A 23,413-nucleotide genomic window follows, 5' to 3' on the forward strand; every position below is an offset into this window, starting at 1 on the left:
CTCCGGGGTGGATGTCAGAGAGGTTGGACCGCCTTGAGCACCACGAATTTCGGGGTGGCCGCGATCTGTTCTACGCGCCTGAACAGCCGCTTGAGTTTGGCGTGGTAACCCAGGTGGCGATTGCCCACCAGCCAGAATTCGCCCTGTTCGGTCAGCGCCGCTCGCGCCTGCTGGAACATGCGCCAGGCGAGGAAGTCACCCACCACCTGCTGCTGGTGGAACGGCGGGTTGCAGAGGATCAGGTCCAGCGACTGCGGCGGCTGGTCGGCCAGGCCGTCGGCCGCGCGGATCGCCACCGGTCGCTCGCCGAAGGCCGCGGTCCAGTTCTCCCGCGCCGACTGCACCGCCATGTAGGACTCGTCCACCAGGGTGAAGCGCGCCTCGGGGTTGGCCAGGGCACAGGCCAGGGCCAGCACGCCGTTGCCGCAACCGAGATCGGCTACCCGGGCCTGGCCCAGCTGCTGAGGCAGGTGCGGGAGAAAGGCGCGGGTACCGATGTCCAGGCCCTCGCGGCAAAAGACGTTGGCATGGTTGACCAGGGTCAGCGGCGGTGCATCCAGGCGATAACGACTCGGGTAGGGCGAGGCCACCGCCGGTCGCGCCTCGGGCATGGCGGTCAGCAGCCGCGCCTTCTTCACCGCCAGCGACGCCTGCACCGGGCCGATATGCCGCTCCAGCAGGTCGCCGGCGGCGCGGGGCAGGTGCTTGAGCATGCCGGCGGCGATCACCCGCGCACCGGGCGCCAGCTGGCCGTGCAGGCGGATCAGTTGTTCCTCCAGCAAGGCCAGGGTCTTGGGCACCCGTATCAGCACCAGATCGAAGGGACCGCTGGTCGCCTCGCTGGCCGGAACGAAGGTCACTGCTTCGGCGGCAAGGCCGTTGCGCGCCAGGTTGGCCGCCAGCGCCAGGGCCGCCAGGTGCGAGTCGCCACTGGAGGTCACCCGGGCATGGCCGGCGAGACTGGCGGCCAGGGCGCCGAAGCCATCGTTGAGCACCAGCACCCGGGCGGCGGGGTCCAGGCCGCGCTCGGCGACCTGCTGCAGCAGGTACTCGTCGGCGGCGTCGAAGGCCTGCAGGGGATCGTCGCGGCGCGGTGGCTGACGGTCGAGTTCGAGGGTGGCGAAGGGTGAGACGAGAGAAGGCATGGTTTCTGTCGGTGTTTATCGGCGGCCCAGTGCGGGACAATGGCGCCAGGCAATCGGGAAAAAGAGGCCAGTATGACCGCCACCGAAGACAAGTTCACCCGCGAGACGATCACCGCCGTCTGGCCCTGGAGCGACAACCTCTTCAGCCTGAGGACCACCCGCGACGCGCGCTATCGCTTTCGCGCCGGCCAGTTCGCCCGTCTGGGCGTGCGCAAGGCCGATGGCGACATCGTCTGGCGGGCCTACTCCATGGTCTCGGCGCCCCACGACGACTTCCTCGAATTCTTTTCCATCGTGGTGCCGGGCGGGGCCTTCACCAGCGAGCTGAGCCGCCTGCGCGAGGGCGACGAACTGCTGGTGGAAAAGCAGCCCTACGGCTATCTCACCCTGGAGCGCTTCGGCGGCGGTCGCGACCTCTGGCTGCTGGCCACCGGTACCGGTCTGGCGCCCTTCCTGTCGATGTTGCAGGAGCCCGACACCTGGGAGCGCTTCGAGCGCATCGTGCTGGTCTACAGCGTGCGCGAAGCCCGCGACCTGGCCTACCAGGACGTCATCCGCGGTTACGGCCAGGTGGAACACCTCGAAGGCCTCACCGACCGCCTGGTCTATGTCCCCGTGGTCACTCGCGAGGAGCATCCCGGCGCCCTGCGCGGCCGCATCACCACCCTGATCGAGAATGGCGAGCTGGAACGCGCCGCCGGCGTCGAACTCTCGCCCGAGCACTCGCGCATCCTCATCTGCGGCAATCCGGAGATGGTCGACGACACCCGCCAACTGCTCAAGACCCGTGATCTGCAACTGGCCCTGAGTCGCCGGCCCGGCCAGGTGGCGGTGGAAAACTACTGGTAGATAGGGTGCGGTGTTTCAGCAGTCACTGCACAATTTTGACGGCGATTCTTGCGCGGACCTCTAAAACACCACACCCGGCGCACCGACGTCTTTACGTTTTCTTCACAATTGGAAAAGGTTGGGCCTTTAGTTTTGGGCCCGCCTTGCTCTAGGATCGGAATTTCCAAGGCTACCTTTCGAGTTCCGATGAGCAGTGACAGATCCGAGCCGCCCCCGGCCCCTGTGCCAGGTGCGGCTGACACCCCCTCCCGCCTTATCCCCTCCGTGGCCGTTCGGCCCCTTCAGACGGAGGTCCGCTGCTGATGGAATGGATCGCCGATCCCACCGCCTGGTTGGGACTGCTCACCCTGATCGTCCTGGAGATCGTCCTGGGCATCGACAACCTGGTCTTCATCGCCATCCTCGCCGACAAGCTGCCGCCCGCGCAGCGTGACAAGGCGCGGGTGATCGGCCTGTCGCTGGCGCTGATCATGCGCCTGGGCCTGCTGGCCAGCATCTCCTGGATGGTGACCCTCACCGAACCGCTGTTCGAGATATTCGGCAAGGCCTTTTCCGGCCGTGACCTCATCATGCTGTTCGGCGGTATCTTCCTGCTGTTCAAGGCCACCACCGAGTTGCATGAACGCATCGAGGGCCATACCCACAAGACCGGTGGCAATCGTGCCTACGCGGCCTTCTGGCCGGTGGTCGCGCAGATCGTGGTGCTCGACGCCGTGTTCTCGCTGGACGCCGTCATTACCGCCGTGGGCATGGTCGAGCACCTGAGCGTGATGATGATCGCCGTGATCATCTCCATCGGCCTGATGCTGGTGGCGAGCAAGCCGCTGACCGCCTTCGTCAACGCCCACCCCACGGTGATCATGCTGTGCCTGGGCTTCCTGATGATGATCGGTTTGAGCCTGACCGCCGAAGGCCTGGGCTTCCACATTCCCAAGGGCTATCTCTATGCCGCCATCGGCTTCTCGATCCTCATCGAGTTGGCCAACCAGGTGGTGCGCTGGAAGCGCAGGCGCCAGTTGCACGAGCGCCTCGGCATGCGCGAGCGGACCTCCCAGGCCGTACTGCGCCTGCTGGGCGGTCGCCTGCGCGAAGACGAGGTGGACGAGGACATCGCCGAGTTGATGGAAGGCGAGAAGGGCGAAGGCCCGATCTTCGATCGCCGCGAGCGGCTGATGATCAGTGGCGTGCTGCAACTGGGCGAGCGTCCGGTGCGCACGGTGATGACCGCTCGCGCCGATGTCGACATCCTCGATGCCGACGCCGCTCCGGAACGCCTGCGCGAGCAGTTGCTGGCCTCGGCGCATTCGCGCCTGCCGCTGGTGGTCAACGGCAACATCGATGAACCCCTGGGCTACGTGCACAAGAAGGAGCTGTTCACCGACATCCTCCAGGGGCAGACCCCGGACCTGCGCAATCGCGTGCGCACGCCCATCCACCTGCCGGCCCAGGCTTCGGTGCTCAGCGCCCTGGAGCAACTGCGCGCGGCCTCGACTCACGTGGCCTTCGTGGTCAACGAGTTCGGTGGCTTCGAAGGTCTGCTGACCCTGACCGACATCCTCGAGGCCATCGCTGGCGAGATGCCGGACGCCAGCGAGGACAGTCTGCCGGAGCTGGAAAAGGTGGAAAACGGCTATCGCGCCAGCGGTGGCCTGACGCTGCACCCCCTGGCCCAGCGCACCGGCTTCCAGATCGCCGAAAACGAGGACTACCAGACCCTCGGCGGCCTGGTGGTGGACCTGCTGGGCCGCCTGCCGGTGGCTGGTGATCGCCTGGAATACCAGGGCTGGCAGCTGACGGTGGAGTCGGTCAAGGACCGGCGGATCGGCTGGATCCGCCTGGAGCGACCCGCCTCCTAGCGAGGCGGGTTCGACAAGGACATTACAGCGGGTTGATCGGCGGTTCCTGCTTCACCACGGGGGCCACCGTCGCCTGGCTGGTCTGTTCCTTCAGCAGATCACGGATTTCGGTCAGCAATACCTGGTCCTTGGTCGGACCGGACGGGGCCGTCTCCTGATGCAGACGCAGGCGGTTGAGCACCTTGATCGCCATGAAGATCGCGAAGGCGATGATCACGAAGTCGAAGATGGTCTGCAGGAACTTGCCATAGGACATCACCACCGCCGGCTGGTCGCCCATGGCCGCGCGCAGGGTGATCGCCAGTTGCGAGAAATCCACGCCCCCCAGCAACAGGCCCAGCGGCGGCGTGATGATGTCGGCCACGAAGGACGACACGATCTTGCCGAAAGCCGCGCCCAGGATGATGCCGACCGCCAGGTCGACCACGTTGCCTCTCATGGCGAATTTCTTGAACTCGGCGATGATGCTCATGCTGCACTCCTTTGGATAGTTTCGAAGAGACGATAGACGATTGTGCTCGCTTCGCTCGGGTTTGGAACCCTGCGAGCGGTCCGGAGGTTCCCTAGCAGCGGCAAATCGCCGCGAAATCGGCAGCTGGTCGTGGCTGTCGCACTTTGTCGAAGGGGCCGGGTCCACCCTGTACGTCGAGGGCTACAACCCTCGCGACTTCCACTTCTCGCCCCCAAGGAGCCCCTGATGGTTGCCAAACACGACCTGCACAAAGACTTTCCCGAATACGCCGAGCAGCTGGACAGCCGTCCCCAGACCGATGCGGCCTTTGCCAAACTGCTGGAAGACTACGCCAAGCTCGACCAGCAGATCCTCGATCTGGAAGAGGTGGAAGAATCCAGCGGCGACGAGGAACTGGGTCGCCTGCGGCGCGAGCGGGTCCTGCTCAAGGACAAGATCGCGCAGCAACTGAAATACCCATCCTAGCTGTGCCGGGCTCGGCCCGTGGTGCCGAGCCCACGTTTATGCGATTGGCAAGTGCCGCCGGCGTTGCCATCATGGCCTCCCAGGAGAGGACCGATGACCGACGAAGTGGCGATGTACCAGCAGTGGCACCTGTGGATCACCGAGGCGGCCGTGGACGCCCAGCGTCGTCGTGTGCAGCTGGAATTCGCCGAATACAGCTGCCTGCTGGCCAATCTGCAGCTACTCGAACAGGAGCGCTGGCAACAGGCATTGCCAGTCTGGCTACGAGGCGACGTGGAGATGGTGTCCACGCTCAAGCACTAGTGCCAGAACCTCGCAGCAGACCTGATGACCAGGCGCTGAACGACCGGCGGTACCTGGCGGTCAATGGGGTAGCCCAGGCGAATTTCGCGGGGTGAGCGAGGTTTATCCGGCCTACCTGGCCCTCCCAACGAGGATGTCCCCATGAAGCGTACCGCCCTGATCGCCCTGATGATGTTCGCCGCTGCTCCCGTGTTCGCCAAGGATCTGTGCGCGGTCCAGCTGCAGAAGCTGGACGATGCCAGCAAGATGAAGACCAACATGATCGGCCCGGGCAGTTCCCAGGCCCAGCAGATCGCCAGCTTCCGCAAGAGCGCCATGGAGGCGCAGAAGGCCGGCGACGAGAAGAAGTGCATCGCCCAGGCCAACCAGGCCCTGACCATGCTGCGTCAGCCGGGTGGCGAGGGCAACTAAGGCTCAAGCTCGCTATTGAAAGAGGCGCGCTCCCCCGGGAGCGCGCCTTTTTACTGTCTATGCATCCAGTCGTGTTATGCTGGGATCCTTCCTTTTTCGACTGGAGAAATCCGCCATGGCCAAGGCCAAGCGCCTCTACGGCTGCACCGAATGCGGTGCCACCTTTCCCAAGTGGGCGGGCCAGTGTGGCGAGTGCGGTGCCTGGAACACCCTGGTGGAAACCGTCGTCGAGACCTCCGCGGTGCCTTCCGGTCGTGCCGGCTGGGCCGGGGCGCAGGCGACCATCAAGACCCTGGCCGAGGTCAGCGTCGAGGAAACCCCGCGCTTCACCACCGACTCCACCGAGCTTGATCGGGTGCTGGGTGGCGGCCTGGTGGATGGCTCCGTGGTGCTGATCGGCGGCGATCCCGGCATCGGCAAGTCCACCATCCTGCTGCAGACCCTCTGCCACCTGGCCGCGCGGATGCCGGCGCTCTATGTCACCGGCGAGGAATCCCAGCAGCAGGTGGCCATGCGCGCCCGCCGCCTGGGGCTGCCGGAAGACAAGCTCAAGGTCATGACCGAGACCTGCATCGAGACCATCGTCGCCACCGCCCGCCAGGAAAAGCCGCGGGTCATGGTGATCGACTCCATCCAGACCATCTTCACCGAACAGCTGCAGTCCGCCCCCGGCGGCGTGGCCCAGGTACGCGAGAGCGCGGCGCTGCTGGTGAGATTCGCCAAGCAGACCGGCACCGCCATCTTCCTGGTCGGCCATGTCACCAAGGAAGGCGCTCTGGCCGGACCGCGGGTATTGGAGCACATGGTCGACACCGTGCTCTATTTCGAGGGCGAGTCCGACGGCCGCCTGCGCATGCTGCGAGCGGTCAAGAACCGCTTTGGCGCGGTCAACGAACTGGGCGTGTTCGGCATGACCGACAAGGGCCTCAAGGAGGTTTCCAACCCTTCGGCGATCTTTCTCAACCGCGCCCAGGAGGCGGTGGCCGGCAGCGTGGTCATGGCGACCTGGGAGGGCTCGCGGCCGATGCTGGTGGAAGTGCAGGCCCTGGTGGATACCAGTCACCTGGCCAATCCGCGCCGGGTCACCGTCGGCCTCGACCAGAATCGCCTGGCCATGCTGCTGGCGGTGCTGCACCGCCATGGCAGCATTCCCACCTACGACCAGGACGTCTTCATCAACGTGGTCGGTGGGGTCAAGGTGCTGGAGACGGCGGTGGATCTGGCGCTGATGTCTGCGGTGATCTCCAGCCTGAGAGACCGCGCCCTACCGCACGACCTGCTGGTGTTCGGCGAAATCGGCCTGTCCGGCGAGATCCGCCCGGTGCCCAGTGGCCAGGAGCGCCTCAAGGAAGCCGCCAAGCATGGCTTCAAGCGTGCCATCGTGCCCAAGGGCAATGCTCCCAAGGATCCGCCGCCCGGTCTGCAGGTAGTCGCCGTGACCCGCCTCGAGCAGGCGCTGGATGCGCTCTTCGAATAGCGTCGGGCAGCATTTGTAATATTTTTTAAAACTCTCGGCGGGGCAGGGTGGTCTATCGGGCGCTTCCACGAACCCGGATACCCGCCATGCCTCGTCTGCTCCCGCTTTCCCTGTTCCTTGCCGGCCTTGCCACCAGTGCCCTGGTCCAGGCCGCCGATCCCAGCAGCTCCGCCCCGGCCAGCCTGGAGGTGGATCAGCTGGAGTGGCAGCATGCCGACGAAGGCAGCGTCTTCAATTGGGATCTGGAGGGCTGGGCGCTGGGCGGTGGTGCCAATCGCCTGGATTTCCGCAGCCAGGGCGAGCGTACCAACGGCCACACCGAGCAAGCCGAGGTGCAGGCGCTCTGGGGGCACACTCTGGCCAAGGGCTGGGGCAGCGTGGCCGGCATCCGCCAGGATTTCAAACCCGGCTCGCCACAGACCTGGGCGGCCCTGGGCATCCAGGAGCACGATCCCGAGGATCTCGACATCGAGATCACCGCCTTCTTCGGCGAGAACAGCCAGACCGCCCTGCGCCTGGAAGCCGAATACGACTGGGCGCTGACCCAGCGGCTGATCCTCCAGCCCCATACCGAGCTCAACTTCTACGGTCGCAACGACGAGTCCCGCGGCCAGGGCGCCGGCTTTGCCGAAAGCGAAGCGGGCTTGCGCCTGAGATACCAGGTGACCCCGGAGGTCGCGCCCTATGTCGGGGTGTCCTGGAACGCCACCCACGGCAATACCGCGGCCATGGCGCGGGAAGAGGGCGAAGACACCCACGACGCGCGCCTGGTGGTGGGTCTGCATCTGGAGTTCTAAACCCCGTTGGGCTTTGTTTCCGCTCAACCCAACCTACAAGGCTACCGTTGTAGGTTGGGTTGAGACGGTTTCATCGTCGAAGCCCAACAGCCAGGGCTGAGCCTCGCGCCTTGGTTTCGCTTTCGCTCAACCCTCCCAGGTCGCTCAGGGCGTACCCAGCGCCGCCAGCTCGCGCTCCAGCAGGGTCTCGTCGCCCAGGTTCAGCTCCACCAGGCGGCGCAGGTGGCTGATGGAATCCAGGTCGATCTGGCGACAGGCGAAGGCCAGCTGCTCGGGAGTTTCCCGCACCAGCTCCACGCCCATGGTCACCTGGGCCTCGTCGTTCAGCAGGATGCGCAGTTCATAGGTGGCGCTTGGCTGGGCCGACCAGTCGGCGGGCCGCGCCAGCAGCACGCCCTTGAGCGAGATATCGTCCACGGGCGCTGCCCACTGGTGCTCACCCTGGTGCAACTGCGCAGGGGCATCGAAGGTGAAGCGGGTAAAGCGGCGACGCTCGTTGGTGTCGTTCATGGAAAGGCTTCCTGAGGTTTCCTGATCACTGTAGACGACCGTGGCCGTCCCGTATCGACTGCGCCTGGAAGGGTAGCCGGCTGCGGCCAGCGGAGCCACAACGAGAGGGCTCATTGGTCACCAGGGTGCGAGCAGTGGCCTTGGTCAGGCGCTGGAAGTGCCCTCGGGGCGCCAGCCGTACTCGCGCGCATGGCGGACCAGGTCGGCCGGCTTCTGGATATCCAGCTTGCGGCGGATGCTCAGCCGATGGGTCTCCACCGTGCGCACGCTGAGCCCCAGCTGCTGGGCCATGGTCTTGTTGTTGAGGCCCTGGGCCATCAGCAGCAGCACCTGGCGTTCCCGCGGCGTGAGGTCGCCCTCGCTGGCTCCCCCTTCGCCCAGGCGGGCGGCGATGGCGCTGCTGTAGAAGCGCCCACCGACCGCCAGGGCTTCCACCGCGGCGATGATTTCCTCCGAGGGTGCATCCTTGAGCACATAGCCGGCCGCGCCGACCCGCAACGAGGTGCTCACGTACTCGCGATTGTCGTACATGCTCAGGATCAGTACCCGAGCACGGGGTGCGCGCTCGGCGATCAGGGCGGTCAGCTCCAGGCCGTTGATGTCCTTGAGGCCGATGTCCACCAGCAGGATGTCCGGATCGAGGCGCGCCAGCAGGTCGAGGGCTTCCGCGCCGCTACCGGCCTCGCCGACCACGACGAAGCGCTCGATGGTGCCCAGCAGCGCCCGCACGCCGGCGCGGACCAGGGCATGGTCGTCGACCAGGAGGATGCGGATGGGCGTCATGTCGGGCTTTCCTCGTCGGCCGGGAGGTCCGAGCGTAGCAGAACCACGTCGAGGGTCGTGCCGCCGGGTCCGGACTGGATGGCGCAGCGACCCCCGAACAGCTCCACCCGCTCGCGGATGTTGCGCAGGCCGATGCCGCCGCTGAGGCGCTCCACCTGGCCGGTATCGAAACCGCGACCGTCGTCGTGCACGGTCAGGCAGATCCAGCGACCGCGGCGTTGCAGGTCGATGACCACGCGCCGGGCCGCGGCGTGGCGCTCGATGTTGGTCAGGGCCTCCTGGACGATGCGAAACAGGGCGACGTCCATGTCGCCGCCGGCGGGACTGTCGTCCAGGGTCTGTCGATAGTCCACGTCCAGGCCGCTGCGCTGGCGGAATTCCTCCACCAGCTGGCCGAGTGCGGCAGGCAGGCCGAGGGTGTCCAGCAGGGAAGGGTGCAGGTCGTGCGAAATGCGGCGGATCTCGCCGATGGCGGCGGCCAGGCGCTGGGTGCCCTCGCGCAGGGTCTCGCCCGCGCTGGACTTGCCCGCGCCGAGTTCACGGCTGGCCAGTTCGAACTGGAACTTGATGGACACCAGCAGCTGGCTGATGCCGTCGTGCAACTCGCGGGACAGCCGCGACCTTTCCTCCTCCTGGGAAGTGATGAGGCGCTGGGTCAGCTGCTTGAGCTTGCGATCGGCCAGGCGGTGCTCGCTGACGTTGAGCGTCAGGCCGCCGGCGAACACCAGCAGCACCGCCACCAGGGCCACCCCGGCGCTGGCCAGCAGGGTGGTGCGGATGCCGGCGGCCACGTCGTGGCGGACCTGGGCGAGGGCGGCGTCCACGTCGTCCAGGTAGAGGCCGGTGCCCAGCACCCAGCCCCAGCGTTGCAGCTGGGTCACGTAGGCGAGCTTTTCCGCCATCTGGCCGCTGGAGGGCTTCTGCCAGCCATAGCGCTGGAAGCCGTCGCCTTCCCGGGCGCTCCTGAACAGCGCCTGGATCACCAGCAGGCCGGTACCGTCGGTCAGTTGCCAGAGATCCTGGCCGACCAGTTCGGGCTGGCGTGGATGCATGAGATTGCGGCCATGCTGGTCGTAGACGAAGAAATAGCCGTCGCTGCCGAAATTCAGGCTGGCCAGCAGCGCCAGTACCCTGGCCTTGGTGTCCTCGTCGTCGCGACCGCTGCCGTACAGCGGCTGGATGGCACTGACGCCCATCTCCACATAGTTGCGCAACTCGGTCTTCTTGCTGCCGAGAATGCTGTGTTCGAGCAGCCGGGCCTGCTGCTCGCCCAGGCGTTGACTCTGTTCCAGTACCACCAGGCAGACCGCGGCCACCGCCAGCAGCAGGGGCAGCAGTCCGAGGGCGACCATCTTGTATTTGAGCTGCATCGGCACCTGTCCGAACTGCCCGCTACGTAGAACTACGTAGCGGGCCTTGGGTAGTTCTGCGAATTTCGCTGTCGCGTCGAGCCGCCGATAGTAATATGGCTCCGCTATGGGCTCTCAGAGCCTGTTCAAAGGCTGCTGCGCGTCGGCCAAACGGCGTTGAAAATGGCTTCGGAAGGCTCATTTACCACTCGTAAACTCCGCTTCCTCGGCCATTTTCGCCTTGTTTGGCTCTAGCTCGCGAGACTTTGAATAGGCTCTCAAACAATAACAAGTATCGCCGCGGCCACTGGTGCGCGGCAGGAGAACAAGCATGACCCGAATGGCCAGCCATCTTGCCTGGTTCGCCGTTGCCGTACTGGGCGCCTTCGCGCTGGGTACCGTGGCGCTGAGTCGAGGCGAAGCGATCAACGCCCTCTGGATCGTGGTCGCCGCCGTGGCGATCTACCTCGTTGCCTACCGCTACTACAGCCTGTTCATCGCCACCAAGGTGATGGGGCTCGACGCCAAAAGAGCCACGCCCGCCGTCCTCAACAACGACGGCCTGGACTACGTGCCGACCAACAAGCACATCCTCTTCGGCCACCACTTCGCCGCCATCGCCGGCGCCGGCCCCTTGGTCGGTCCCGTGCTCGCCGCCCAGATGGGCTATCTGCCCGGCACCCTCTGGCTGATCGCCGGGGTGGTCTTCGCCGGCGCGGTCCAGGACTTCGTGGTGCTGTTCCTCTCCACCCGCCGCAACGGTCGCTCCCTGGGCGACATGGTGCGCGAGGAGATGGGGCGCATCCCCGGCACCATCGCCCTGTTCGGCTGCTTCCTGATCATGATCATCATCCTTGCGGTGCTGGCGCTGATCGTGGTCAAGGCCCTGGCCGAGAGCCCCTGGGGCATGTTCACGGTGATCGCCACCCTGCCGATCGCCATGTTCATGGGCATCTACATGAGATACATCCGCCCCGGGCGCATCGGCGAGATCTCGCTGATGGGCGTGGTGCTGCTGCTGGCCTCCATCTGGGCCGGCGGCGTGGTCGCCGCCGATCCGGTCTGGGGTCCGGCCTTCACCTTCACCGGCGTGCAGATCACCTGGATGCTGATCGGCTATGGCTTCGTCGCCGCCGTGCTGCCGGTCTGGCTGGTACTGGCGCCGCGTGACTACCTGTCCACCTTCCTCAAGATCGGCACCATCATCGCCCTGGCCATCGGCATCCTGGTGACCATGCCGACGCTCAAGATGCCGGCCCTGACCCAGTTCGTCGACGGCACCGGTCCGGTGTGGAAGGGCACCCTGTTCCCCTTCCTGTTCATCACCATCGCCTGCGGCGCGGTGTCCGGCTTCCATGCCCTGATCAGCTCGGGCACCACGCCCAAGCTGATCGCCAAGGAAACCCACGCCCGCTACATCGGCTACGGCGCCATGCTGATGGAATCCTTCGTCGCCATCATGGCCATGGTCGCCGCCTCGGTGATCGAGCCGGGCGTCTACTTCGCCATGAACAGCCCGGCCGCCGTGGTCGGCGCCGACGTGGTCTCGGTGGCCGCCAAGATCAGTACCTGGGGCTTCGTGGTGACGCCCGAGATGCTGCAGGCCACCGCGGCCGAGATCGGCGAACACACCATCCTGGCCCGTGCCGGTGGCGCTCCGACCCTGGCGGTGGGCATCGCCCAGATCATGCACAACGTGCTGCCGGGGGAGAACACCATGGCCTTCTGGTACCACTTCGCCATCCTGTTCGAGGCGCTGTTCATCCTCACCGCAGTAGATGCCGGCACCCGCGCCGGACGCTTCATGCTGCAGGATCTGCTGGGCAGCTTCGTGCCGTCCCTGAAGCGCACCGATTCCTGGACCGCCAACGTCATCGGCACCGCCGGCTGCGTGGCCCTCTGGGGCTGGCTGCTGTATCAGGGCGTGGTCGATCCGCTGGGCGGCATCAACACCCTCTGGCCGCTGTTCGGCATCTCCAACCAGATGCTCGCCGGTATCGCCCTGATGCTGGGCTCGGTGGTCCTGATCAAGATGAAGCGCCAGCGCTATGTCTGGGTCACCCTGGTGCCGGCGGTGTGGCTGCTGATCTGCACCACCACCGCCAGCCTGATCAAGCTGTTCGATTCGAATCCGGCGGTCGGCTTCCTGGCCCTGGCCAAGAAGTACAGCACCGCCATGGCCCAGGGGCAGGTGATCGCCCCGGCCAAGAGCATGGAACAGATGCAGCACATCGTCTTCAACGCCTACACCAACGCCACCCTGTCGGTGCTGTTCCTGGTGGTGGTGATGAGCATCCTGTTCTTTTCCATCAAGGTCGGTCGCGCCGCCCTGGCCAAGCCCGAGCGCAGCGACCGCGAGACCCCGTTCCAGCCGGCAACGGGCGTTTAAAGGAGAATCCTCATGTTCAATGACCTGGGTCGCATGGGTAAGTACCTGGGGCAGGCCGCCAAGATGCTGGTGGGCATGCCCGACTACGACACCTATGTCGAGCACATGCGCGGCAAGCATCCGGACCAGCCGGTGATGAGCTACGAAGCCTTCTTCCGCGAGCGCCAGGAAGCGCGCTACGGTGGCGGCAAGTCGGGCGCCATCCGCTGCTGCTGACCCAGGGTCACCTAGGCCGGGCTCCATGCCCGGCCTCTTTCTGTCTGGAGTTTTCCATGCGTGAAGCTATTCCCGTCACCGTCCTGACCGGCTTTCTCGGCGCCGGCAAGACCACCCTGCTCAAGCACATCCTGCAGGCCGAGCACGGCCTCAGGATCGCCGTGATCGAAAACGAATTCAGCGCCCTCGACGTCGACGGCGAACTGCTGGAAGACGCCGGCGCCGTGCAGCTGATGAAAGTGGCCAACGGCTGCGTCTGCTGCACCGGCAACAAGGACCTGGCCTATGCCCTGACCGTGCTGCTAGAGCGACTGGACAGTGGTGAGCTGGACTTCGAGCGGCTGGTGGTGGAGTGCACGGGCCTGGCCGATCCCGGTCCGGTGGCCCAGACCTTCTTTACCGACGACCTCCTGCGCGAGCGCTATCTGCTCGACGGGGTGCTGACCCTGGTGGACGCCGTCCACGCCAGCGAGCAACTGAGCGATCCGCTGCTGCAGGCGCAGATCGGTTTCGCCGATCGCCTGCTGCTGACCAAGCTCGACCTGGTCGAACCGGCGGCCATCGAGGCGCTGGAGAACCGCCTGCAGCGCATCAACCGCCGCGCGCCGATCCGCCATGTCGACCATGGCCGCATCGACCTGGCCGAGTTGCTGGACATCCGCGGCTTCAACCTGCACGACGAGGACCTGGCGCCACCGACGCTGTTCCGGCCGTTGCGGCCGGTGTCGGAAGCCGTCAGTCTCACCGAACGCATCCAGTCCATCGCCATCCGCGAGTCGCGGCCCTACGATCAGGACAAGATCGGCAAGGTGATGGAGATGCTGCTCGATACCCTCGGCTGCGACCTGCTGCGCTACAAGGGCCTGCTCAACATCGCGGGCGAGGAGCGCCGTCTGCTGTTCCAGGGCGTACAGCAGATCTATGCCGCCGACTGGGAACGCGACTGGGCGCCGGACGAGGAGCGCGAAAGCCGCGTGGTGCTGATCGGCATGGATCTGCCGGAAGAGCGCATCCGCGCCGCCTTCGAGCGGGCGGTGGCCAAATAGGCGTCAGGTCTCTGGCTGGCCGGTACGGCTGGCCAGCCGCTCCAGCGCAGCCCTGAGCTTGGGGTCGCGGATTCCCGCCGCGACTTCGCGCAGGCTGTCGGCGCCGACCTGACTGACCAGGCGCACCGGTCGGACGCGGGTGGCGACGCCAGGACTCGGCTGCATCTTGAACTGCAGGCGCAGCAAGCCGGCGAATTCCGGCGCCTGCTGCAGCAGTCTGAGCAGGCGCCGCTGCTGATAGCGCAACCGGGTCGCCCAGTGGGCGTCGTTGACCACCAGCAGCAGGGTCCCCTCGCGCCAGCTGGCCACCCGGCAATGGGGACGAGCGGCCGGTTGCAGCTGCTCTTCCAGCAACTGTTGCAGCCGACCCAGCCGCTCGGCCTCGCGAAACAGCGCCTTGAGCGGTTTGGCCTGGCGCAGCAGGGCGGCGGGAGCGACGGCGGAGAGGGGGCGAAAGGCCATGCGCAGGACTCGCGATGGGCGAAGAGGAGAGGCCGATGGTAACAGATCGCTCTGGCGTCCTGGCGGCCGGGGGCCCGTCGTTCTTTCCTCATCGGCATTTCCGAGTAGAATGCCCGATTACCATCGCGGGACACCGCGGGTTTCAACCCCCGCGCCCAGGCGTCTGGCCAGGCTCTGCAGAGGCCTTGCCGCCCGTTTCGCTCCCCTCATTCCAGCGGAAGAATTCCAGTCGATATGTTTGCGCCTTTGTTGAAGAAATTCTTTGGAAGCAAGAACGAACGAGATGTCAAACGCCTAGGCAAGGTCGTGGTGGCCACCAATGCGTTGGAATCCCAGATTGCCTCCCTGAGCGACGAGCAACTGCGCGCCAAGACCGAGGAATTCAAGCAGCGCGTCGCGCAGGGCGAGTCCCTCGACGCGCTGATGCCCGAAGCCTTCGCCGTGGTCCGCGAGGCCGGCAAGCGGGTCATGGGCATGCGCCACTTCGACGTCCAGCTGATCGGTGGCGCCGCGCTGCACGAGGGCAAGATCGCCGAGATGCGTACCGGTGAGGGCAAGACCCTGGTAGGTACCCTGCCGGTCTACCTCAACGCGCTGTCCGGCAAGGGCGTCCACGTGGTCACGGTCAACGACTACCTGGCCCGCCGCGACGCCAACTGGATGCGGCCGCTGTACGAATTCCTCGGCCTGTCGATCGGCATCATCCTGCCGTTCCAGCCGCCGGAAGAGAAACGCGCCGCCTATGCCTCGGACATCACCTACGGCACCAACAACGAATTCGGCTTCGACTACCTGCGCGACAACATGGCCTTCAGCATGGCCGAGAAGTACCAGCGCGAGCTGAACTTCGCGGTGGTCGACGAGGTGGACTCCATCCTCATCGACGAAGCCCGGACCCCGCTGATCATCTCCGGCCAGGCCGAAGACAGCTCCGAGCTCTACCAGAAGATCAACCTGCTGATCCCGCGTCTGCAGCAGCACATCGAGGAAGAAGAGGGCAATCCGACCCAGGTCGGCCACTACACCATCGATGAAAAGACCCGCCAGGTGGAGATCACCGAGCTGGGTCACCAGTTCATCGAGGAGATGCTCACCGAGACCGGTCTGCTGGCCGAGGGCGAGAGTCTCTACTCCGCGCACAACCTGGGCCTCTTGACCCACGTGTTCGCCGGCCTGCGCGCCCACACCCTGTTCCATCGCAACGTCGAGTACATCGTCCAGCAGGACCAGGTGCTGCTGATCGACGAGCACACCGGCCGGACCATGCCGGGTCGTCGCCTCTCCGAAGGCCTGCACCAGGCCATCGAGGCCAAGGAAGGACTGCCGATCCAGCCCGAGAGCCAGACCCTGGCCTCGACCACCTTCCAGAACTACTTCCGCCTCTACAACAAGCTCGGTGGCATGACCGGCACCGCCGACACCGAGGCCTTCGAATTCCGCCAGATCTACAACCTCGACGTGCTGGTCATCCCGACCCACCGCGAGATCGCCCGTAAGGACTTCAACGACCTGGTCTATCTGACCCAGGCCGAGAAGTACCAGGCCATCATCGAGGACGTGAAGCAGTGCCAGGCCGAAGGCCGTCCGGTGCTGGTGGGTACCGCCTCCATCGAGAGCTCCGAGTACGTCGACCAGTTGCTGACCCAGGCCGGCATCGAGCACAAGGTGCTCAACGCCAAGTACCACGAACGGGAAGCCGAGATCATCGCCCAGGCCGGTCGTCCGGGCGCCGTGACCATCGCCACCAACATGGCCGGTCGCGGTACCGACATCCTGCTCGGCGGTAACTGGGAAGTGGAAGTCGCGGCCCTGGAGAATCCCACCGAGGAGCAGATCGCCGCGATCAAGGCCGCCTGGCAGGCGCGTCACAAGCAGGTCATCGATGCCGGCGGCCTGCACGTGATCGCCTCCGAGCGCCACGAGTCCCGCCGAATCGACAACCAGCTGCGCGGCCGTGCCGGTCGCCAGGGCGACCCGGGTTCCAGCCGCTTCTACCTGTCGCTGGAAGACAGCCTGATGCGCATCTTCGCCTCCGACCGGGTGAAGAACTTCATGAAGGCCCTGGGCATGCAGGGCGGCGAGGCCATCGAGCACCGCATGGTCACCAACGCCATCGAGAAGGCGCAGCGCAAGGTCGAAGGCCGCAACTTCGATATCCGCAAGCAGCTGCTGGAATACGATGACGTGGCCAACGAGCAGCGCAAGGTGATCTATCACATGCGCGACACCCTGCTGGAAAACGAAGACGTCGGCGACACCATCAAGGGCTTCCGCGAGGAGACCCTGACCCAGGTGATCAACGAGCACATCCCGCCGCAGTCGCTGCCCGAGCAGTGGGACGTTCCCGGCCTGGAAGCCGAGATCTACAGCGTCTTCGGTCAGCAACTGCCCATCGCCCAATGGCTGGACGAGGACGACAAGCTGTACGAGGACACCCTGCGGGTGAAGATCCTCGAACAGCTCGAAGCGGCCTACCTGGAAAAGGAAGACATGGCCGGTCGCGAGGCCCTGCGCAACTTCGAGAAGCAGATGCTGCTGCGGGTGGTCGACGACCTCTGGAAGGATCACCTCACCACCATGGACCACCTGCGCCACGGCATCCATCTGCGCGGCTACGCCCAGAAGAATCCCAAGCAGGAATACAAGCGCGAGTCCTTCAACCTGTTCCAGGAATTGCTGGACAGCATCAAGCGCGACACCATCCGCGTGCTGTCCCACGTCCAGGTGCGCCGCGAGGATCCGGTCGAGGAAGAGGAGCGCATGCGCCGCGAGGCCGAGGCCCTGGCCGAGCGCATGCAGTTCCAGCATGCCGAGGCGCCTTCGCTGGTCGACCCCGAGGTGCTCGAGGACGAGCAGGGCGAAGACACCGTGGTGCCCTTGCAGCCCCAGCGCAATGACCAGAAGATCGGTCGCAACGAGCCGTGCCCCTGCGGTTCCGGCAAGAAGTACAAGCAGTGCCACGGCAAGCTCGACTGAGACCTGCCCAGGCAGCCGGGGCGACGGCAACCTGTCGGCATAGCTGCCGACAGGTTGTAAACTCCACCCGCTAGGCTGTCCGCGCCCCTTGCCCAGGCTGGGCAAGGTGGGCGCTGGAAGGCTGCTTTCCACGCCGCGACCGGTTTTCCGCTCGCGGCGTTTCCTTTTCTTTCACTGGAGTTTCCCCATGGCTGTCGGTCTCGGTCCGCTCTCCACGCTGCACCCGGTTCCCGGTTTCGAACTCGGTATCGCCTCCGCCGGCATCAAGCGTCCCGGGCGCAAGGATGTGGTGGTGATGCGCTGTGCCGAAGGCTCCAGCGTGGCCGGGGTCTTTACCCTGAACGCCTTCTGCGCCGCGCCGGTGATCGTCGCCCGCCAGCGCTTCGCCGGCCCCGTGCGCTACCTGCTGACCAACACCGGCAATGCCAACGCCGGTACCGGCCAGCCGGGCCTGGCCGCGGCCGAGCGCACCACCAAGACCCTGGCCACCCTGGCCAGCGTCGGCGAGGCGGCGGTGCTGCCGTTCTCCACCGGGGTGATCGGCGAACCGCTACCGGTGGAAAAGATCGAAGCCGCGCTGCCGGCCGCCCTGGCCGATCTGGCCGAAGACAACTGGGCCGCTGCCGCCACCGGCATCATGACCACCGACACCCTGCCCAAGGGCGCCAGCCGTCAGTTCCAGGTGGATGGCACCACCGTTACCGTGACCGGCATCAGCAAGGGTGCCGGCATGATCAAGCCGAACATGGCGACCATGCTCGGTTATGTGGCCACCGACGCCAAGGTCGCCCGGGGCCTGCTGCAGGATCTGCTGGCCGATGCCGCCAACCGCTCCTTCAACCGCATCACCATTGATGGCGACACCTCCACCAACGACTGCTGCATGCTGGTGGCCACCGGCCAGGCGGCCATGGCGGAAATTACCCAGGCCAGCGGCACGGCCTTCGAGCAGCTGCGCGAGGCGGTGTTCGCGGTATTCGCCGAACTGGCCCAAGCCATCGTGCGTGACGGCGAGGGTGCCACCAAGTTCGTCACCGTGCAGGTCAATGGCGGTGGCAATGCCCAGGAGTGCCTGGACGTCGGCTACGCCGTGGCCCATTCGCCGCTGATCAAGACCGCGCTGTTCGCCTCCGATCCCAACTGGGGCCGCATCCTCGCCGCCGTCGGCCGGGCCGGCGTGCCCCAGCTGGACGTCAGCCTGATCGACGTCTTCCTTGGCGGGGTGCAGATCTGCCAGCAGGGCGGTCGTGCGGCCACCTATACCGAGGAGCAGGGCGCGCGGGTCATGGCCCAGGCCGAGATCGAGATCCGCATCGAGCTGGGTCGCGGCAGCCACAGCGAGACCATCTGGACCACCGACCTGTCCCACGACTACGTGAAGATCAACGCCGAGTACCGTACCTGACGGCTACCCGACGCCTTGGCGCCCGTTCCGACGGGCGCCTGCGGCGGTCCTCGCGGACCGCATCGTTTCGAGGAATCCCCGCATGTCCCAGCTGCAACTCGTGATCGGCAACAAGAATTTCTCCTCCTGGTCGTTGCGGGCCTGGCTGGCCATGGAGCTCAGCGGCGCCGCCTTCGAAGAGGTGTCGATCCCGCTCTATACCCCTAACAGCCGCGCCTTGCTCAAGGCCCAGTCGCCTACCGGCAAGGTGCCGGTGCTCAAACTGGCCGAGGGCACCATCTGGGATTCCCTGGCCATCGTCGAGTATCTCGCCGAGGCCTATCCCGACGCCGGGCTGTGGCCGACGGATACCCTGGCCCGCGCCCATGCCCGGGCGCTGTGCGCCGAGATGCACAGTGGCTTCCTGGCCCTGCGCCGCGAGCTGCCCATGGATCTGCGTCGCCGCCAGCGGCTGAAGTCGACCACCGCCGAGGCGGTGGAAGACATCCAGCGCATCCAGCGCCTGTGGCGCGAATGCCGCGAGCGCTATGGCCAGCAAGGCCCCTATCTGTTCGGTACGCCGACCATCGCCGATGCCTTCTATGCTCCGGTCGCCAGCCGCTTCCGCAGCTACGGGGTGGAACTGTCGGCCGAGGCGGCCGCCTATGTCGAAACCATCTACGCCTGGCCGGCCTTCCAGCGCTGGCTGGCGGAGGCTGAAACCGAGGAGCAGAGCGCATGAGCCGTCTGCATGTCGTCGCCGCGGTGATCCGCGACCCCCAGGGGCAGATCCTTATCGCCCAACGTCCCGCGCACAAGCACCAGGGCGGTCTCTGGGAATTTCCGGGAGGCAAGGTCGAGGCCGGTGAAGCGCCGGCCGTGGCCCTTGCGCGCGAACTGGCCGAGGAGCTGGGTATCCAGGTGACAGCGGCTCGCCCGCTGCTGCAGGTGCGCCACGACTATCCCGACCAGGCGGTGCTGCTGGATGTCTGGCAGGTGGACGCCTTCAGCGGCGATGCCCATGGCGCCGAAGGCCAGCCGCTGGCCTGGATCGCCCCGCGTGACCTGGTCAACTACGACTTTCCGGCGGCCAACCGGCCCATCGTCCAGGCGGCGCGGCTGCCGGAGCGCTACCTCATCACCCCTGGCGAGCTGACCACCGCGGAATTGCTCAATGGTCTGCACCGGGCGCTGGACAACGGTATCCGCCTGGTCCAGCTGCGCACACCGGACAACTTCGATCCGCAGTACCGCGACCTGGCCGGCGATGTCCAGGGGCTCTGCACCGGGCGCGCCCAGCTGATGCTCAAAGGGCCGCTGGAGTGGCTGGGGGATTTCCCCGCGGCTGGCTGGCACCTGACCACCGAGCAGTTGCGCCGCTATGCGCCCAATGGCCGGCCCTTCCCGGAGCAGCGCCTGCTGGCGGCGTCCTGCCATGACGCCGAGGAACTGGCTCTGGCCCAGCAGATGGGTGTGGATTTCGTCACCCTGTCGCCGGTGATGCCCACCGCGAGCCATCCCGGCGCCTCGACCCTGGGCTGGGTCAAGGCCCAGCAACTGCTGGCCGACTGCAACCTGCCAGCCTATCTGCTGGGGGGGCTGGGCGATGACGACCTCGCCGGCGCCTGGCAGGCCGGCGCCCAGGGCGTGGCGGCGATCCGCGCGTTCTGGCCTACACCGGCGTAGGTTGGCGCTGAGCGCAACGAAGCCCAACAGGGATGCACCGTGCTCGTGCCTGTTGGGCTTCGACGATGGAGCCGTCTCAACCCAACCTACGATTCTCGACGTAGGTTGGCGCTGAGCGCAGCGAAGCCCAACAGAGATGAACGGAACTCGTGACCCTGGGCTTCGGCGGTAGAGCTAGCCCAGCCGCCTGCGAAGCCCAAGAAAAAGCCCGCCAATTGGCGGGCTTTTTCTTATCGGCGTAGAAAGTTACAGCCGCGGATAATCGATGTAGCCCACCGGGCCCTTGCTGTAGAAGGTGTCCGGGTGCGGCTCGTTCAGCGCGGCGTCCTGCTCCAGCCGTTGCGGCAGATCCGGGTTGGCGATGAAGGGCACGCCGAAAGCCACGGCATCGGCCTTGCCTTCTTCCAGCCAGGCATTGGCCTTGGCCTTGTCGAATTTCTCGTTGGCGATGTACACGCCACCAAAGGCCGCCTTGAGATCCGGGCCGAGGCTGTCGCTGCCAGCCGCTTCGCGGATGCAGATGAAGGCGACCTGGCGCTGGCCCAGCTCGCGGGCGACATGGCCAAAGGTGGCGGCGGGGTCGCTGTCGCCCATGGTGTGCATGTCGCCACGGGTGGACAGGTGCACGCCGACGCGATCGGCGCCCCAGACATCGATGCAGGCATCGGTCACTTCCAGCAGCAGCCGGGCGCGATTCTCGATGGAGCCGCCATAGTTGTCGGTACGCTGGTTGGTATCGCTCTGCAGGAACTGGTCGAGCAGATAGCCGTTGGCCCCATGGACCTCGACGCCGTCGAAGCCGGCACGCTTGGCGTTCTCCGCGCCATGCCGATAGGCGGCGACGATGCCGGGGATCTCGGCGGTTTCCAGCGCTCGCGGGGTGACATAGTCACGCTTGGGGCGCAGCAGGCTGACGTGACCCTGGGCGGCGATGGCGCTCGGCGCCACTGGCAGTTCGCCGTCGAGGTAACGGGGATCGGAGATGCGCCCCACATGCCAGAGTTGCAGCACGATACGGCCACCGGCCTTGTGCACGGCAGTGGTCACCCGTTGCCAGCCGGCCACCTGCGCGTCGGACCAGATACCGGGGGTGTCGGGATAGCCCACGCCCATGGGGTCCACCGAGGTGGCCTCGGTGATGATCAGGCCGGCGGACGCGCGTTGCACGTAGTACTCGACCATCAGGTCGCCCGGGACCCGGCCCGGTTCGGCACGGCAGCGAGTGAGGGGCGCCATGATGACGCGGTTGGGCAGTTCCAGGGCGCCGATCTTGATCGGCTCGAACAGCTGAGTCATGGCTAGCTCTCTTGATTAGCTGGCGGTCGCCAGGCCGCTCTTGCGGGCCTGGCTGGCAGTCAGCAGGGTGGCGATGAGGGCCAGCAGGGCGAGCCCGCTGGCGGCAAGGGGTACCGCGGTAAGACCCAGGCCGTGGTCGATCACCAGGCCGCCGACCCAGGCGCCGAGGGCGTTGCCCACGTTGAAGGCGCCGATGTTGAGGGTCGAGACCAGATTCGGCGCGTCCTTGCCGAAGGTGACCACGTTGATCTGCAGGGCCGGCACGGCGGCGAAGGCGGCGGCGGCCCAGAGGAAGAGGGTGATCTCGGCGGGCAGGAAGGCATGACCGGTCCAGCGCAGCGCGGCGGAGGTCAGCGCCAGGGCGACGAAGATGCCTACCAGGCTGGTGGCCAGGCGCCAGTCGGCCAGGCGGCCACCGATGAAGTTGCCCAGGGTCAGGCCCAGGCCGATCAGCAGCAGGGTGCCGGTGACGCCCCGCGGCGAGACACCGGTGACTTCCTGCAGCAGCGGCGCCACATAGGTGAAGAGGGCGAACATGGAGGCGGCGAAGAACACCGTCATCGACAGCGCCAGCCAGAAGCCCAGGCCACGCAGGGCGAGCAACTCCCGGCGCAGGTCGGCGCGCGGCTGGTTGCGGTCGGCCGGCAGTACCCGCCAGAGCCCGATCAGGGCGACCACGCCGATCACCACCACCGCCCAGAAGGTCGAGCGCCAGCCAGCCGCCTGACCCAGGGCGGTACCCAGGGGCACGCCCAGCACATTGGCCAGAGTCAGACCGGTGAACATCAGGGCCACCGCCGAGGCGCGGCGATTCTCCGGGACCAGGCTCGCGGCGACGACCGCGCCGATACCGAAGAAGGCGCCATGGCAGAGGGCGGTGACCACCCGCGCCAGCATCAGCATGTTGTAGCCGCTGGCCACCGCGCAGAGCAGGTTACCGACGATGAAGATGCCCATCAGCGCGAGCAGGGCACGCTTGCGCGGCCAGTGGGCCGTGGCCAAGGCCATGAAGGGCGCGCCAACGGCCACGCCCAGGGCATAGCCGGTGACCAGCCAGCCGGCGCTAGGGATGGACACGCCGAGATCGGCTGCGACATTGGGCAGCAGGCCCATGATGACAAATTCGGTGGTGCCGATGGCGAAAGCGCTCAGCGCCAGCACGATGAGAGAAGCGGGCATCAGGATTCCTTGCAGACTAGAGTTCGCGGGCGAGGCGTTGCACAAAGGCCTGGATGGCGGCCTCGTCGCGTTGGTAGAACACCCATTGACCGATGCGCCGCGTGGTGACCAGGCCGGCTCGGGTCAGTACCGCCAGGTGCGCCGAGACCGTCGACTGCGACAGCCCCGCCCGGGCCTCGATCTGCCCGGCGCAGACGCCCGTGCCCAGGTCATGGTCCTGGTGCGGAAAGTACTGCCGGGGATCGCGCAGCCAACTCAGGATCTGGCGGCGCAGGGGATTGGCCAGGGCTTTGAGGATTTCGTCCATCACGGTCGCATCGTCATATTGGGTTGTAGCGAACCTTAGATCGTAAAAAATCGAT

The 23,413-nt window shown here is 66.2% G+C and carries 23 protein-coding genes; 14 read left to right on the forward strand and 9 right to left on the reverse strand.

Going from position 1 to position 23,413, the window contains the following annotated elements; translation table 11 throughout:
• Window positions 1-14: 14 nt before the first annotated feature.
• Entirely contained in the window at window positions 15-1,145 is a 1,131-nt protein-coding gene (locus AABM56_RS03825) for a class I SAM-dependent methyltransferase (protein WP_347883847.1), read from the reverse strand.
• 72 nt (window positions 1,146-1,217) lie between these two features.
• Between AABM56_RS03825 and AABM56_RS03830 the strand changes: the two genes are divergently transcribed.
• Window positions 1,218-1,994 carry a ferredoxin--NADP reductase gene (locus AABM56_RS03830; protein WP_133862132.1) on the forward strand — a complete coding sequence of 259 codons (777 nt, stop codon included), beginning with the start codon at window positions 1,218-1,220 and terminating at the stop codon, window positions 1,992-1,994.
• Between the two features lie 302 nt (window positions 1,995-2,296).
• Window positions 2,297-3,850, forward strand: a complete 1,554-nt coding sequence (locus AABM56_RS03835; protein ID WP_133862131.1) for a TerC family protein — start codon at window positions 2,297-2,299, stop codon at window positions 3,848-3,850.
• A gap of 22 nt (window positions 3,851-3,872) precedes the next feature.
• Here AABM56_RS03835 and mscL read toward each other — a convergent pair whose 3' ends face one another.
• Window positions 3,873-4,322, reverse strand: coding sequence for a large-conductance mechanosensitive channel protein MscL (gene mscL / locus AABM56_RS03840; protein WP_133862130.1), 450 nt, complete (start codon window positions 4,320-4,322; stop codon window positions 3,873-3,875).
• Window positions 4,323-4,547: 225 nt separating this feature from the next.
• Here mscL and AABM56_RS03845 point away from each other — a divergent pair, with 225 nt between their 5' ends.
• The 5 genes from AABM56_RS03845 to AABM56_RS03865 all read left to right on the forward strand — a co-directional run bounded on the left by AABM56_RS03845 (window position 4,548) and on the right by AABM56_RS03865 (window position 7,775).
• Window positions 4,548-4,787, forward strand: a complete 240-nt coding sequence (locus AABM56_RS03845) for a YdcH family protein (protein ID WP_007162691.1) — start codon at window positions 4,548-4,550, stop codon at window positions 4,785-4,787.
• A gap of 93 nt (window positions 4,788-4,880) precedes the next feature.
• Window positions 4,881-5,090 (forward strand): hypothetical protein, encoded by a 210-nt coding sequence (locus tag AABM56_RS03850; RefSeq protein WP_347883848.1) that lies wholly within the window; start codon window positions 4,881-4,883, stop codon window positions 5,088-5,090.
• Window positions 5,091-5,231: 141 nt separating this feature from the next.
• On the forward strand, window positions 5,232-5,501 hold the full coding sequence (locus tag AABM56_RS03855; protein ID WP_133862128.1) for a hypothetical protein: 270 nt from the start codon (window positions 5,232-5,234) through the stop codon (window positions 5,499-5,501).
• 115 nt (window positions 5,502-5,616) lie between these two features.
• On the forward strand, window positions 5,617-6,978 hold the full coding sequence (gene radA, locus AABM56_RS03860; RefSeq protein ID WP_017639095.1) for a DNA repair protein RadA: 1,362 nt from the start codon (window positions 5,617-5,619) through the stop codon (window positions 6,976-6,978).
• Between the two features lie 86 nt (window positions 6,979-7,064).
• On the forward strand, window positions 7,065-7,775 hold the full coding sequence (locus AABM56_RS03865) for a copper resistance protein B (RefSeq protein ID WP_133862127.1): 711 nt from the start codon (window positions 7,065-7,067) through the stop codon (window positions 7,773-7,775).
• A 144-nt stretch (window positions 7,776-7,919) separates the two neighbouring features.
• On the opposite strand, the gene AABM56_RS03870 is transcribed toward AABM56_RS03865, so the two are convergent.
• The 3 genes from AABM56_RS03870 to AABM56_RS03880 all read right to left on the reverse strand — a co-directional run bounded on the left by AABM56_RS03870 (window position 7,920) and on the right by AABM56_RS03880 (window position 10,438).
• Window positions 7,920-8,285: a PilZ domain-containing protein gene (locus tag AABM56_RS03870; protein WP_133862126.1), complete on the reverse strand. Its 366-nt coding sequence runs from the start codon at window positions 8,283-8,285 to the stop codon at window positions 7,920-7,922.
• Window positions 8,286-8,429: 144 nt separating this feature from the next.
• Window positions 8,430-9,068, reverse strand: a complete 639-nt coding sequence (locus AABM56_RS03875) for a response regulator transcription factor (protein ID WP_133862125.1) — start codon at window positions 9,066-9,068, stop codon at window positions 8,430-8,432.
• Window positions 9,065-10,438: a cache domain-containing protein gene (locus AABM56_RS03880; protein ID WP_133862124.1), complete on the reverse strand. Its 1,374-nt coding sequence runs from the start codon at window positions 10,436-10,438 to the stop codon at window positions 9,065-9,067. Before AABM56_RS03880 ends, AABM56_RS03875 begins: the two co-directional genes overlap by 4 nt.
• A 310-nt stretch (window positions 10,439-10,748) precedes the next feature.
• Here AABM56_RS03880 and AABM56_RS03885 point away from each other — a divergent pair, with 310 nt between their 5' ends.
• The 3 genes from AABM56_RS03885 to yjiA are packed head-to-tail and all read left to right on the forward strand — an operon-like array spanning window position 10,749 to window position 14,068.
• A complete protein-coding gene (locus AABM56_RS03885; RefSeq protein ID WP_133862123.1) occupies window positions 10,749-12,806 on the forward strand; it encodes a carbon starvation CstA family protein in 2,058 nt (685 codons plus the stop codon).
• A gap of 12 nt (window positions 12,807-12,818) precedes the next feature.
• Window positions 12,819-13,022, forward strand: a complete 204-nt coding sequence (locus AABM56_RS03890; protein WP_007162682.1) for a YbdD/YjiX family protein — start codon at window positions 12,819-12,821, stop codon at window positions 13,020-13,022.
• Window positions 13,023-13,078: 56 nt separating this feature from the next.
• A complete protein-coding gene (gene yjiA / locus AABM56_RS03895) occupies window positions 13,079-14,068 on the forward strand; it encodes a GTPase (RefSeq protein ID WP_133862122.1) in 990 nt (329 codons plus the stop codon).
• Between the two features lie 3 nt (window positions 14,069-14,071).
• Here the strand turns inward: yjiA and AABM56_RS03900 are convergent, their stop codons facing one another.
• Window positions 14,072-14,530, reverse strand: a complete 459-nt coding sequence (locus tag AABM56_RS03900) for a DciA family protein (protein WP_133862121.1) — start codon at window positions 14,528-14,530, stop codon at window positions 14,072-14,074.
• A 234-nt stretch (window positions 14,531-14,764) separates the two neighbouring features.
• Here AABM56_RS03900 and secA point away from each other — a divergent pair, with 234 nt between their 5' ends.
• From secA to AABM56_RS03920, 4 genes are all read left to right on the forward strand, one after another.
• Window positions 14,765-17,506 carry a preprotein translocase subunit SecA gene (gene secA / locus AABM56_RS03905; RefSeq protein ID WP_133862120.1) on the forward strand — a complete coding sequence of 914 codons (2,742 nt, stop codon included), beginning with the start codon at window positions 14,765-14,767 and terminating at the stop codon, window positions 17,504-17,506.
• A 187-nt stretch (window positions 17,507-17,693) separates the two neighbouring features.
• Window positions 17,694-18,911 (forward strand): bifunctional glutamate N-acetyltransferase/amino-acid acetyltransferase ArgJ, encoded by a 1,218-nt coding sequence (gene argJ / locus AABM56_RS03910; RefSeq protein ID WP_133862119.1) that lies wholly within the window; start codon window positions 17,694-17,696, stop codon window positions 18,909-18,911.
• Between the two features lie 82 nt (window positions 18,912-18,993).
• On the forward strand, window positions 18,994-19,632 hold the full coding sequence (locus AABM56_RS03915) for a glutathione S-transferase family protein (RefSeq protein WP_133862118.1): 639 nt from the start codon (window positions 18,994-18,996) through the stop codon (window positions 19,630-19,632).
• Window positions 19,629-20,576, forward strand: coding sequence for a Nudix family hydrolase (locus AABM56_RS03920; protein ID WP_133862117.1), 948 nt, complete (start codon window positions 19,629-19,631; stop codon window positions 20,574-20,576). The genes AABM56_RS03915 and AABM56_RS03920 overlap by 4 nt, the downstream gene beginning before the upstream one ends.
• Before the next feature lie 246 nt (window positions 20,577-20,822).
• On the opposite strand, the gene AABM56_RS03925 is transcribed toward AABM56_RS03920, so the two are convergent.
• From AABM56_RS03925 to AABM56_RS03935, 3 genes are read right to left on the reverse strand one after another with little or no spacing between them, the layout of a single operon-like run.
• Window positions 20,823-21,872: an alkene reductase gene (locus AABM56_RS03925; RefSeq protein ID WP_133862116.1), complete on the reverse strand. Its 1,050-nt coding sequence runs from the start codon at window positions 21,870-21,872 to the stop codon at window positions 20,823-20,825.
• Between the two features lie 15 nt (window positions 21,873-21,887).
• Window positions 21,888-23,051, reverse strand: a complete 1,164-nt coding sequence (locus AABM56_RS03930; RefSeq protein ID WP_133862115.1) for an MFS transporter — start codon at window positions 23,049-23,051, stop codon at window positions 21,888-21,890.
• A 16-nt stretch (window positions 23,052-23,067) separates the two neighbouring features.
• Window positions 23,068-23,358: a helix-turn-helix transcriptional regulator gene (locus tag AABM56_RS03935; RefSeq protein ID WP_133862220.1), complete on the reverse strand. Its 291-nt coding sequence runs from the start codon at window positions 23,356-23,358 to the stop codon at window positions 23,068-23,070.
• Window positions 23,359-23,413: the final 55 nt, after the last annotated feature.

Source organism: Pseudomonas aestiva (assembly GCF_039908605.1).
GTDB classification, from domain to species: Bacteria; Pseudomonadota; Gammaproteobacteria; order Pseudomonadales; family Pseudomonadaceae; genus Chryseomonas; species Chryseomonas aestiva.